The organism is Pseudomonas sp. PP3 (assembly GCF_905336995.1).
GTDB classification, from domain to species: Bacteria; Pseudomonadota; Gammaproteobacteria; order Pseudomonadales; family Pseudomonadaceae; genus Aquipseudomonas; species Aquipseudomonas reinekei.
Map to the genome: position 1 here is coordinate 3,596,733 of NZ_HG995459.1, position 12,769 is coordinate 3,609,501.

The 12,769-nt window shown below is 61.3% G+C and carries 10 protein-coding genes and 1 pseudogene; 6 read left to right on the forward strand and 5 right to left on the reverse strand.

Annotation, left to right across the window (positions count from 1 at the left end):
- Window positions 1-81 precede the first annotated feature (81 nt).
- On the forward strand, window positions 82-795 hold the full coding sequence (locus tag KHO07_RS16280) for a GntR family transcriptional regulator (protein WP_150732568.1): 714 nt from the start codon (window positions 82-84) through the stop codon (window positions 793-795).
- Window positions 796-804: 9 nt separating this feature from the next.
- Here KHO07_RS16280 and KHO07_RS16285 read toward each other — a convergent pair whose 3' ends face one another.
- Window positions 805-1,755 carry a PDR/VanB family oxidoreductase gene (locus KHO07_RS16285; RefSeq protein ID WP_212624879.1) on the reverse strand — a complete coding sequence of 317 codons (951 nt, stop codon included), beginning with the start codon at window positions 1,753-1,755 and terminating at the stop codon, window positions 805-807.
- A gap of 74 nt (window positions 1,756-1,829) precedes the next feature.
- Window positions 1,830-2,888, reverse strand: coding sequence for an aromatic ring-hydroxylating dioxygenase subunit alpha (locus KHO07_RS16290; RefSeq protein WP_150732566.1), 1,059 nt, complete (start codon window positions 2,886-2,888; stop codon window positions 1,830-1,832).
- Window positions 2,889-3,126: 238 nt separating this feature from the next.
- On the opposite strand from KHO07_RS16290, the gene KHO07_RS16295 reads away from it, so the two are divergent.
- From KHO07_RS16295 to KHO07_RS16310, 4 genes are all read left to right on the forward strand, one after another.
- Window positions 3,127-4,464 carry an MFS transporter gene (locus KHO07_RS16295; RefSeq protein ID WP_212624880.1) on the forward strand — a complete coding sequence of 446 codons (1,338 nt, stop codon included), beginning with the start codon at window positions 3,127-3,129 and terminating at the stop codon, window positions 4,462-4,464.
- Window positions 4,465-5,075: 611 nt separating this feature from the next.
- Window positions 5,076-5,948 (forward strand): TauD/TfdA family dioxygenase, encoded by an 873-nt coding sequence (locus tag KHO07_RS16300; RefSeq protein WP_212627646.1) that lies wholly within the window; start codon window positions 5,076-5,078, stop codon window positions 5,946-5,948.
- Between the two features lie 106 nt (window positions 5,949-6,054).
- A complete protein-coding gene (locus tag KHO07_RS16305) occupies window positions 6,055-6,534 on the forward strand; it encodes a 2,4'-dihydroxyacetophenone dioxygenase family protein (protein ID WP_212624881.1) in 480 nt (159 codons plus the stop codon).
- 176 nt (window positions 6,535-6,710) lie between these two features.
- Complete coding sequence (locus tag KHO07_RS16310) at window positions 6,711-8,360, forward strand: 3-(methylthio)propionyl-CoA ligase (protein WP_212624882.1); 1,650 nt, start codon at window positions 6,711-6,713, stop codon at window positions 8,358-8,360.
- Window positions 8,361-8,467: 107 nt separating this feature from the next.
- Here the strand turns inward: KHO07_RS16310 and KHO07_RS16315 are convergent, their stop codons facing one another.
- Entirely contained in the window at window positions 8,468-9,529 is a 1,062-nt protein-coding gene (locus KHO07_RS16315; protein WP_212624883.1) for an alpha/beta hydrolase, read from the reverse strand.
- 361 nt (window positions 9,530-9,890) lie between these two features.
- Between KHO07_RS16315 and KHO07_RS16320 the strand changes: the two genes are divergently transcribed.
- On the forward strand, window positions 9,891-10,904 hold the full coding sequence (locus tag KHO07_RS16320) for an AraC family transcriptional regulator (protein WP_212624884.1): 1,014 nt from the start codon (window positions 9,891-9,893) through the stop codon (window positions 10,902-10,904).
- Between the two features lie 159 nt (window positions 10,905-11,063).
- On the opposite strand, the pseudogene KHO07_RS16325 reads toward KHO07_RS16320, so the two are convergent.
- Together KHO07_RS16325 and KHO07_RS16330 are read right to left on the reverse strand one after the other, a co-directional pair.
- Window positions 11,064-11,423 (reverse strand): annotated as a pseudogene (locus KHO07_RS16325) (putative sulfate exporter family transporter); the annotation flags it as partial.
- Entirely contained in the window at window positions 11,405-12,715 is a 1,311-nt protein-coding gene (locus KHO07_RS16330) for an MFS transporter (RefSeq protein WP_212624885.1), read from the reverse strand. The pseudogene KHO07_RS16325 and the gene KHO07_RS16330, both read right to left, overlap by 19 nt.
- Between the last annotated feature and the right edge of the window lie 54 nt (window positions 12,716-12,769).

The following is a 12,769-nucleotide window of genomic DNA, read 5'->3' on the forward strand; positions in this document are numbered from 1 at the left end:
TCCCGCCAGGGGCGCTTGTCGCCCCTGCATCTCCTCACTCCTTGCGGTACTATGGCGCCCTCCCCTCTGGAAGTCGCCTGCATGAGCAAACCGGGTCAAATGGTGCTGGTCGCACTGCGCAAAATGATTGCTTCGGGCGAGCTGGCGGCCGGCGAACGGCTGATGGAGATCCCGACGGCGGAACGCTTCGGCGTCTCGCGCATGCCGGTGCGCATGGCGTTCCTGACACTGGAACAGGAAGGCTTGCTGGTGCGCCATGGTGGCCGGGGTTATCAGGTGCGCTCGGTGAGCGCCGACGATATCGCCGGAGCCGTGGAGGTGCGCGGGGTGCTGGAGGGTCTGGCGGCGCGGCAGAGCGCCGAACGCGGCTTGAGTGAAGAAGCACAGGCGGCGCTGCGCGAATGCCTGGTGCAAGGTGATGCGCTGTTCGACAAAGGCTACGTGACGGAAGAAGACCTTGAGGCATTCCATGACCTCAACATGCGCTTTCATCAGGTAATCGTCGACAGCAGCGCCAACCCGGCGATTGCCGAAGCCCTGTCGCGCAACGACCATCGCCCTTTCGCTTCAGTGTCGGCGCTGGCGATCGATCGCCAGGACATGGCGCGCGAATACCGGCGCTTCAACTTCGCCCACATGCAACACCACTCGGTGTTCGACGCGCTGGTCAGCCGCCAGGGCGCACGCGCTGAAGCCATCATGCGTGAGCACGCCAATGCGACACTGCGCTACGCCGAGGTATTCGGTGCGATCAACAACGGCGACCGGATGAAAGTGATCGCCCGCGGCGAGTGATCGACGGGTTCAGAGGTCCAGCACCAACAGCTTCGACTTGGCCCTCGAACAGCAAGGCGTGAACTGATCATTGGCCGCTTGTTCTTCTTCGGTGAGGAACAGGTCACGGTGCTCCGGCACCCCTTCCAGTACACGGGTCAGGCAGGTACCGCAGATGCCCTGCTCGCAGGAAAGCGCAATCTCGACGCCGTGACTTTCCAGCACCTGGACCACTGTCTTGTCGGCCGGAATGTCGAACACCTGCCCGCTGTTGGCCAGCTTGACCTGGAACGAGCCATCGGCACTGGTATCCACCGGCGCCGCGGCGAAGTATTCACGGTGCAAGTGCTCGTCGCTCCAGCCCTGGGCCTTGGCGCTGTCGAGCACATGCTGCATGAATCCTGAAGGGCCGCAGACATACAGGTGCACGTCAGGCTGCGGATTGGCCAGGACCCTGGCGGCATCCAGGCGCGAATCAGCCTCTTCGTCGAAATGCAGGTGCACGCGATCGGCAAAGGAGGCGCCTTTGAGTCGCTCGACAAACGCCGCGCGCTCGCTGGAGCGCGCGCAGTAATGCAACTCGAAGTCGGCGCCGCCGTGGGCCAATTGCTCGGCCATGCACAGGATCGGGGTGATGCCGATGCCACCGGCGAACAACAGGCTGCGCCGCCCCTCGGCCACCAACGGGAACAGGTTGCGCGGTTCACTGATGAATAGCCGGTCGCCGCTGTTGATCTGCTCATGCAGGCTTTGGGAACCGCCACGCGAGGCGACATCCTTCAGTACACCGATCAGGTAGCGATGGCGCTCTTGCGGGTGATTGCACAGCGAATACTGGCGGATCAACCCGCCGGGCAAGTGCACGTCGATATGGGCACCGGCACTGAAGCCGGGCAACTCCCCTCCTTGTGCACAGGCCAGTTCGTAGCTGCAAATATCCAGCGCTTCGTTGTTGCGGGATGTCACGACGACTTCAATCATGGCGCACCTTCAAGACCGGCCACCGCAGTGGCCGCAAACAGGATCAATGGGAGTGGGCTGGCGTAGCGCTTGAGCTAGTTGGCCGTGGCAATCAGCTCGACAGCCGGCGCGCGCTCACGGGCGATGATGCGTTCCAGCACACGGCGGGACTGCACACCACCGGCATCGATATTGAGCTTGAGCAGGTTGCGCTCAGGGTTGGCCAGCAGGTTCTTCTGCTGCTGTTCGAGCATGTCCAGGTCTTCACTGAAAATCTTGCCCTGGCCCTCGCGGATGGTGGCGGTCAGTGCTTCGTCGTGGGGATTGAAATTGCGCGCCATGCCCCAGAAGTACCAGATCGACGTCTCGGTTTCCGGGGTGATGAAGTCAACCACGATGCTCGCGGCCTTGTGTTGCGGCTCGGCGTGGTAACCGCCCTTGCCCGCGTGGGCCACGCCCACCTCGATCAACACGTGGCTGGGTGGGCTGAAGCGGCAGATCTGCCAGCGGTCCACCGGCACGTCGTCGGCCAGATTGTTGCCACGCAGGGCCATGCGCCAGAACGGCGGCGCCATGATGTTTTCCATGTGCCGCGCGGTGACCACCTCGTCACCCTCGACGGTGGTGACCGGCGCCGCTTCATCGATCTCTTTCTGGCCGATGCTCGAGGCGTGCACGTAGGTTTCGTGGGTGAGGTCCATCAGGTTATCGATCATCAACCGGTAGTCGCAATTGATGTGGAACAGCCCGCCGCCGTACGCCCACTCCTCGCTGACCGCCCACTCCAGATGATGGATCAGTGCAGGATCAGCCTTGTCCTGCTCTCCGGGCCAGACCCAGATGAAGCCGTAACGCTCTTCAACCGCGTAGGTCTTGTTGCACGGAAAACCCCGCACACGCTGCCCCGGCATTTCGACGGTCTTGCCATCGCAACCCATGACCAGGCCGTGGTAGCCACAGACCAGGTTGCCGTTCTCGACATAGCCCAGCGAAAGGGGGGCGCCACGGTGTGGGCAAAAGTCCTCGACGGCGGCCACGCGCCCTTCTTTGCCACGGTAGAAGACGATTTTCTCACCGCAAATCTGCCGCCCCAGGGGCTTGGAAGCGATCTCGTCGGGGGTGCAGGCGACATACCAGGTGTTTTTCGGATACATAGGATTCTCCGGGACAGGCTTGTTGTTATGGATCCATTTGAGCGGATAAACCTGATATACGTCAAGCTTTTTGCGGATATATGACTTTTAATGGATCCATTAACGCCGAAACGGTGACATTCATGGACTTGATGTTGGCGAAGTCGCTTCTGACTACGTGAATGACACTTTTGAACTGAACCGCTGCAGCGCCTGCCTCGATAATCGTTAGCTTACTGACGAACTGGCGAGGTCAAGCATGACGAGCACAACTACGGAACAAGTCAGCCCGAAAACCCTGAGAAGAGTGATCGTGGCAGCCGGCATCGGCAATTTCGTCGAGTGGTTCGATTTCGCCGTCTACGGCTTCCTGGCCACCACCATCGCCCAGCAATTTTTCCCCAGCGGCGATGCCAGTGCGGCACTGCTCAAGACCTTCGCGGTATTTGCCGTGGCGTTTGCGTTTCGGCCACTGGGCGGGATTTTCTTCGGCATGCTGGGCGACAGGATCGGCCGCAAGCGCACTCTGGCAATGACGATCCTGCTGATGGCCGCTGCGACGACCCTGATCGGTCTGCTGCCCACCTATGCCGCAATCGGGGTCGCGGCGCCGGTACTTCTGTCCTTGATCCGTTGCGCCCAGGGTTTTTCCGCCGGCGGCGAATACGCCGGTGCCTGCGCCTACCTGATGGAGCATGCACCGAGTGATAAACGCGCCTGGTACGGCAGCTTCATCCCGGTCTCGACCTTTTCCGCCTTCGCCGCAGCCGCCGTGGTGGCCTACGCCCTCGAAGCGTCCTTATCGGCCGAAGCCATGGGCAGCTGGGGCTGGCGCCTGCCATTCCTGATTGCCGCGCCACTGGGGCTGGTGGGCCTGTACTTGCGCTGGAAACTCGATGAGACACCGGCGTTCCAGGCGGTGACCGAGGAACACGCCGTCGCCCACTCCCCCCTCAAGGAAACCTTGCGCAACCATGGCGCGGCCATCTGTTGCCTGGGCGCCTTCGTGTCGCTCACGGCGCTGTCGTTTTATATGTTCACCACCTACTTCGCGACCTACCTGCAAGTCGCCGGAGGCCTGAGTCGCGCGACAGCCTTGCTGGTGTCACTGATTGCCCTGCTGTTCGCGGCGGTGATCTGCCCGCTGGCCGGGCTGTATTCGGACCGGGTCGGGCGTCGAATGACGGTGATGACCGCGTGCGCCCTGTTGATCGTGGCCGTTTACCCGGCGTTCCTGATGGCCAGCTCCGGCTCGTTCGCGGCCTCCGTCGCCGGCGTGATGTTGCTGGCGGTCGGTGCGGTGTTGTGTGGCGTGGTCACCGCGGCCTTGCTCTCGGAAACCTTCCCGACCCGCACTCGATACACCGCCTCGGCGATCACCTACAACATGGCCTACACGATCTTCGGCGGCACCGCGCCGCTGGTGGCTACCTGGCTGATCAGCACCACCGGCAGCAACCTGTCACCGGCGTTCTACCTGATCGCGATTGCCTTGCTGGCCCTGGCGGGAGGGCTGGCATTGCCGGAGACGTCACGAATTTCCCTGCACGACGTACAGGCGCAGGGCAAACGCACAGGCGTGAGGGCTGCGGCGTGAAACACCCGCTGCCTGCGGTGAAAGGCGCACGCTCCTTTTTGCCGCTGCAGCGCCTGCCTTGAAGTAGGCACGCAAAAACATCGGCTGAGTCGAGAAGCGCCAGAGGGTCGTTCACGGCCCTTGGCAACGGGCTTTGATCAGCCCGTTCCCGCCCCGCCTGAAAGGCAAGAATCGGCCAAAAGGAGACGTTCGATTTTTTAAGAACCTCAAGCCCTTCGATGAAAGCAGCAGATCTCGCACGGGTTGCGCTGCCTATTCGACCAATCACTGGCACACGGTCGATCTCAACTAATTCCGGCCTCGCAAGATAGACAGCGCTGGAGCATGGTCATCATTCACCTGAGTCCCGACCGCTCGGCTCGTTGTCCCAACATGCTAAGAAACTGTCCCGCTGCGCTCATAGCCTCGTGCCCGGGATATCTACGATAGGGCCACTACCTCCGCCCCATCAGCGAAGGCCAGTTACCTATAACGGGCGCATAGCTTGCGCACCGCCGTACAAGCACGGATTGGAGACAACAATGACAAAAATCGCCGAAATCCAGGACACCCCTTCACCAACCTCTCCCTCGGCACCGGCCATCATCCGGTCGTCGGTGCGCCAGCATTCGATCAAGGTGGAGCTTTGCACTCCCGCCATCGGCGCCGAGCTCAGCAACGTCAGCCTTGTCGACGCCGCTGAGGACCCCGAACTGATCGCGCAAATCCGGGAGCTGTGGCTCAAGCACAAAGTGCTGTTCTTTCGCGATCAGAACATCACTCCAATGGAGCAACAGCATTTCGCCGCGCAATTCAGCGAACTGGAAGCACATCCCCTGGCGCCCAGCCATCCGGAGGCGGACAAGTTGCTGATGCTGTACCGCAACCTCGATCCGAGCAAGCCCAAGAGCTATGTCGAGAAGGCCAGCCGCGAGAACCTCTGGCATGCCGATGTCACTTACAAGAAGGCGCCGCCCCGCGGCGCGGTGTTGCGCTGCGAACTGGGTCCGGAAACCGGCGGAGACACTCTGTTTTCCAACATGGTGATGGCCTACGACAATCTGCCCGACACCATCAAGCAGCGGATCGAGGGTTTGTATGCCAAGCACGGTGCCGAGCAGACCTTTGGCGCCCAGTTGTCACGCGAAGAACGTCACGCGATGGCCCTGAAGACCCCCGGCGCTGAACACCCGGTTGTGCTGATCCATCCCGAGACGGGTGAAAAGGTGCTGTTCGTCAACTCCGCGTTCACCACCCATTTCTCGAATTTCTTCAACTTCGAGGACATCCGTTACGGCCAGGACTTCATGCCCGAGGCTCATCATCTGATGAACTACCTGATCTCCCAGGCCGCCATTCCTGAATATCAGGTTCGCCTGAAGTGGCGCACCAACACGGTTGCCATGTGGGACAACCTGCAAGTCCAGCACTACGCGGTGGCTGACTACGGCAATGCACCACGCAAGATGCTGCGCGCGACCCTGACGGGCACCCCGCTGACCTGACCCTGACTGCCTGACAGGCTGCCAGAACACCCGACCCTGCGTGATGGTCGGGCGATCCCGGCCGCCGAAAAATCCCCGATCACAATAACAATCAACGGAGATACCTATGCTCTACGAACACGTCGACACCGCCGTCATCGATGGCGAATCCCTGCCCTGGATTCCGTTTACCCCGTATGCGGATAACGTCCTGCTCAAGTACTTCAAACTCGACCCGATCCGCGGCGAATGGATCGTCATGATGAAGGCCCCGATCGACATGCAACTGCCCAAGCACCATCACACGGGCACGGTGATGGTCTACACCTTCGAAGGCCAGTGGAAATACAAGGAACATGACTGGGTCGCCGGCCCGGGCAGCATTGTCTACGAGACGGCCGGGTCGACCCACACACCGGAAGTCGTCAGCACCGGCAATGGCGACGGCTATGTGCTGACCCTGGTCCAGGTCAATGGCGATCTTGCGTTTGTCGATGACAACGACAACATCGTCGCACTGGAAAACTGGAAGTCCGGACTCAAGCGTTATCTCGACTATTGCGAGCAGCACGACATCACACCGAAAGACCTCACGGCATTCAATTGATCTAAGTTCCGGGAAAACTCCCGGCATCCCTCCATTCAAGGGGAGCCGGGACAGAAACCTGATCGCCAACATCCAGGGGAGGAAAACAGGCTGTCCCGGTTCGCGGTCTTGACGTGGAATCTGACCCAGAACCCTGTCCGCTCCCCGATCTCAGACTCATGAACGGAGCGATGCCCATGCATGGCTTGATGATGCACAAGCAGCTGTTGATTTCCTCTCTGATAGAACATGCCGACCGCCATCATGGCGATACACCGATTGTGTCCCGCAGGGTCGAGGGCGATATCCATCGCTACACCTTCCGAGACTGCCACCGTCGCGCGCGCCAGATGGCCAGCGCCCTGACCGGACTGGACGTGCAGCCAGCCGACCGCATCGGTACGCTGGCCTGGAACGGCTATCGTCACCTGGAGTTGTACTTTGGCATCGGCGGCATGGGTGCCATCGTGCATACCATCAACCCGCGCCTGCATGAAGACCAGGTGGCCTACATCGCCAATCATGCCGAAGACCAGTACATCTTTTTCGACATGACCTTCCTGCCGTTGATCAAGCTCATCGCTGGCCGCTGCCACACAGTCAAGGCGTTCATCGCCATGACCGATCAGGCGCACATGCCCACAGATGCCGGTATCGACAACCTGCTGTGCTATGAAGATCTGCTTCAACAGGGTTCCTGCGACTACGCCTGGCCGGATCTCGACGAGGATGCCGCGTGTACGCTCTGCTACACCTCCGGTACCACGGGCAACCCAAAAGGTGTCTTGTACAGTCATCGCTCATCGCTGCTACACACTTATGCGGCGGCGCTACCGGATGCCCTGAATTGTTCGGCGCGCGACGTCATCCTGCCGGTTGTGCCGATGTTCCATGTCAACGCCTGGGGGCTCCCGTATATCGCCTGCATGGTTGGCGCCAAGCTGGTATTTCCGGGACCTGCGCTGGACGGCCAATCGCTTTTTGAGCTGCTCGAAGCCGAGCAGGTGACGCTGTCCGCCGGCGTACCGACGGTCTGGCAAGGCCTTCTTGGGCATCTTGAGGTCACAGGTCAGCGGTTCTCCAGCATGAAGCGCACCATCATTGGCGGTGCAGCCTGCCCCACGGCCATGCTGCAAAAGTTTCAGGAGACCTACGGCGTGGCGGTGCTGCACGTCTGGGGGATGACGGAATTGAGCCCGATCGGGACCGTTGGCACCCTCAAGGCCAGGCACCAGGTCATGTCCCCGGCCGAGCGTAATGCCGTGCAGTCCAAACAAGGCCGCGCAGTATTTGGCGTCGACATGAAGATCGTCGGTACGGACGGCGTGGAACTGCCTTGGGACGGCGCGACGTCCGGTGACCTGATGGTGCGTGGCCCCTGGGTGGTACGCGACTATTTCAGAAATGAAGGTGAGTGCTCGCCGCTGCTCGAGCACGCCGGCCAGACATGGTTCCCGACCGGCGATGTGGCGACCATCGATGGCGATGGCTTCATGCAGATCACCGATCGCAGCAAGGATGTGATCAAGTCGGGTGGCGAGTGGATAGGTTCCATCGACCTGGAGAACATTGCGCTGAGCCATCCGTCAGTCGCCCAGGCGGCCTGCATCGCGGCCAAACATGCGAAGTGGGATGAGCGGCCGTTGCTGGTCATCGTCAGGAAAGCGCAGGCCGCCCTGACGCGGGATGAACTGCTGGCCTTTTATGAAGGCAAGATTGCCAAGTGGTGGACGCCGGATGATGTGGTCTTCGTCGACACGATTCCACTGGGTGCTACGGGCAAGGTCTTGAAGAACCGTCTGCGCGAGCAGTTCGGCGATCATCTGCTGGTCAAGGTTGTCAGCTGAGCAGCCAGGTAGAAATCCAGCCCTGTCCATGTGCAAAGGCAGGGCGGACGTTACGGCAGATGCCGGTAGCGTTCGCCCTGCCTTTTGCGTTGACGCTATGAAGTGGCTTAGCGTGCCGCTGGCTCACAGGACATCGACTGCTCGAGAAACTCCAGCAGCAATTCGTTGACCTGGGCGGGGCTTTCCTCTGCGGCGCTATGCCCCACACCGGGTAGCAGCACCTTTTTGCGCAGCGCGGGCAGGTAGACGTCCATCTGCTCGTAGAGGCCGCGGATTTCCACCGGCTCCAGGGAAGGGTCGGCAGCACCACCGATGAACAGGCTCGGTTGGCTGACCTTCGCGCCGTCGAGAAACGCGGTGATTTCCCAGTTGCGGTCACGACAGCGGTAGTAATTGAGGGCTCCGGTAAAGCCCGTGCGTGTGTACTCGGCGACGTAGTAGTCGAGCGACCGCGGGCTCAACCAGGACGGAAACGCCCCCTTCGGCTCGGTGAAGGCATTGAGAATCGGCTCACCGGCCTCGACGAACAGACGCCAGCGTTCGGCGCCGACGGCGCTGCCGGAGATCGAATAGAAGACGCTGCTCAAGGTCTTGCGCGGATCATGGGCCAACTCGCGATCCGGCTTGTCGAGCTGCTGGAAATACAGGTGGTGGTAGACCCTTCCTTTCGCCATGGCCCGCAAACCCACGGTCGGCTTGACCTGGCCGCGCGGTGGCACCGGCGTATTGAGCATCACCAGGCCACGGAACAGATCCGGTCGCAACAGGGCCGACGCTTGAGCCACCCAGGCCCCCAGGTCATGCCCAATGATGACCGCGGACGTTTCGCCCAGGGCCGCCATCAAGCCCACCATGTCGCCGACGGCCTGGCTCATGTCATAGGCTTCGATGGCATCGGGTCGGTCCGACTGCCCGAACCCGCGCTGATCGGGCACGACAACCCGAAAGCCGGCCTCGGCCAAAGCCACGATCTGGCGCCGCCACATGTACCAGAGGTAGGGGAAACCATGCAGCAGGATGACGAGCGGGCCCTGGCCCTCGTCGATGTAATGCATGCGGATGCCGTTGACTTCGGCAAAGCAGTGGTTGAATGCATCAGGGTCGTCGGCATCCGCAGGCGCCATTGCAGCGAGCGGCTGACCGATACGCATTGAAGTGCGCGTCTCCATTTTCTACCTCCATCTTATTAATTGTGGGCCTGAAGGTAGCGCCGTGAGGGTGCCCTGCACTGAGCTTCCCGGGACACAATCTGGTGAAATTGGGACAGCGCCAACACCTGCAGCGCGGCGCCTTACGCCATCGTTCCAGGCTCTTCGACTGTGTCCCAGTATGCTAAGAAATTATCCCGCCATGCCCATGGCACCGGGCCCATGCTCCCTAAAATGGATCCGCGCTACCTGCTCTGCATCACGCCAGACCAGGGGTTGAAGATCGCTGGCGCCAGCAGTTCCGCCACAAGCGCCCTCTTCCCGCGCAAAACACCTTCGATGAAAAAAGCAACGCCGCCATCGGCCGAGGGAGATCCTGCACATGCCCAAGCTTGTTCGCGCCGCCGTCTTGACCAAATACCTGGAAGTCACCCAGGACCTCGGATTCAACCCGTGCGACATCATGACCGTCGTCGGGCTGAGCAAGTCTCAACTGCGAGTCCCGGAAAACCGTATACCCATCGATTCCGCCGTGCGCCTGCTGGAAGATTCTGCCGTCGCCAGTGGTTGTCAGACCCTCGGCCTGCGCATGGCCGAGTCGCGCCAGCTTTCAGACTTCGGCGCGGTCAGCCTGCTGCTCAGCCAGCAACGCACCCTGCGTGAGGCCTTTCAGGTAATGGAGCACTATTGTCATCTGATGAATGACTCCCTGGGGATCTTCGTTGAAGAAGCCGGCCGGATGGTGATCATTCGTGCCGAGATGGTCACCGAATCGCTGCTGCCCAGTCGCCAGGCCTCGGAACTGGTCATCGGTGTGCTGTTCGGCCTGTGCTCGACACTGCTCGGCGCGCAGTGGCGCCCGTACAGCGTCAACTTCATGCACCAACCGCCAGAGAACCTGCATCTGCATCGGCGCCTGTTCGGCTGCAACCTGGAGTTTGGCAGCGATTTCAACGGCATCGTCTGCTCCGATGCCAGCCTGGACATGGTCAACGCCAATGCCGACCCGGCCATGGCAAGTTATGCCAGACACTACATCGACTCGCTGCAAAGCGATGTAAACACTTCGTTGCTGTTCGAGGTGCGCAAGGCCATCTACCTGCTGTTGCCCATGGGCCGCGCCACGATCGAACAGATCGCGCTGTCACAGGGCATGAACGTGCGCACCTTTCAACGCCGCCTGCAAGACGACGGCTGTGCCTTCAACGACCTGATCAACGAGGTGCGCCGTGACCTGGCGCTCCGTTATCTGGAAAACCCGAACCACTCGATGAGTAGCATCGCCGACATGTTCGGCTTCTCCATGGCCAGCTCCTTCACCCGCTGGTTCATCAACCAGTTCGGCATGCCGCCAGCGGCGTGGCGTCGCGCGCAGAAACAAGCGGTCGCTCCCTGACAGGGAGCGCTGTTCCCGCCTTTCAACGCACACACAAAAAACGGCGACTGCTGGTACAGTCGCCGTGAAAACCGGTGCTTGTCACACCGGTGGTGAGCCTCACTGTCACGAGGAGCCAGCCCAGTGAAGCCCTGCCATAAACCTGTGTGAAGCCTGTTTTCAGGAGCCCCAGTGCAGTAACAGAAGCACCAGCACCACGAGAAACACCGTTTCCCCGACCATCAGCAGGATCGGCTTGATCCCGACCGCCGCCAGTTCCTTGAGCCGGGTTTTCATGCCCAGGGCACTGATGGAAATCACCAGGCACCAGCGCGAGAACTCATTGAGCCCGCCTTGCACCGCCGGCGCGATCCAGCCGGTGCTGTTGATGCAGGCCAGCATCAGAAATCCCACGGCGAACCATGGCAGCAGCGGTGGGCGCTTGCCTGTCGGGTCGGCACCTTGCATGCGGGTAACCATGGCCGCAGCGACGATGACCGGCAGCAGCATGGCGACGCGTATCAGCTTGACCACAGTGGCGGGGCTGCGACGCTGTCACCCGTTAAACGGGCAATGTCTTTGAGGTAGTGACACTTGGCGTAAAAGAACACCGCCGCTGCCGCGAGGCCGATCAGGGGTACCAGTTGAAACGCGGCATGCAGACCGATCAGGTCGGAAACCCGGCCAGTAATGAATGGCCCCGGGGCCAGGCCGAGCAGGTTGTTGGCCAGGGTCAACGTGGCAAACGCCGTGCCGTGTACCGAGTAATGGGTCAGGTTGGCGACCATCGCGCCAGCCGGGCCCGTGGTCCCGGTGGCAATCAACATGCCGAGGCAAATCAACAGCAATTGCACGGGCCCCGCCTGCAGCGCGAACGCCGCCGACAAGAGCAGGCAACTGCCCAGGCAGAAGGCGATGGCCAGGCTGACCTTGCGCTCCGGTGAGTTGCGACACAGCCGATCGCTGAGCATGCCGCACAGAATCATCCCCACACCGCTGCACAGCACAATGAGCGCTGCCAGGCCGCCGGCCTTGTCTGTCGGCATGTCGTAGTAGCGGTTCAGGTAGCTGGGAATCCACACCATCACCGTGCCGCCGACAAACATCTGCAAGCCACTGCCGACATAGGTCGCCACCACTGAACGGCTGGACCACAGGGTGCGCAACGGGCGCTGGACCTGCGCGCCCTGGTTCAGCGCCCGCGCCGCACGTTGCGGCGCAATGCGCGCTTCCTTGACGATGATTGGATACAGCACCGCCAGGCACAGGCCGAACAATGCCATGCCGGCAAATGACCAGCGCCAGCCCAGCTTCGCCGCGATCGCGCCGCCCAGGGCCATGCCCAGTACAGCGCCGAACAAGCCGCCGGCCATGAACGCGCTGGCCAGGGTGGCGCGCATGTGTTTCGGGAATACCGAAATCACCACCGCGATGCCAACGCTGCCGTAGGCGGCTTCGCCGACGCCTACCATGAACCGCGCGATGAACATCTGCTGGTAGTCCTGCGCCAGGGCACAGCCCAACGTGGCCAGGCTCCACACTAGCGCCATCAGCGCCAGGCTCTTTACCCGGCCGAAACGGTCGGCCATCAGCGACAGCGGGAACGTCAGCAGACCGACCATCAGGGCGACAATGCCACTGAGCAGGCCGAGCTGGCCGTCACTCAGTGCCCACTCGCTCTTGAGCAGCGGGAACACCGCATTGAGCACTTGGCGCGACATGTAATCGGAAATCAACAGGCCGAAGGTCAGTGCAAAGACAATCCAGGCATATCTACGCGCAACGTTGACGCAACCCGCGTCGTCATCGTCGGCGATTGGGTGAAAGGCCATGCAGCCTCCTCATGGGTTTTATTGTTGTTATCCAGCGGATGGCCAATACGGCGC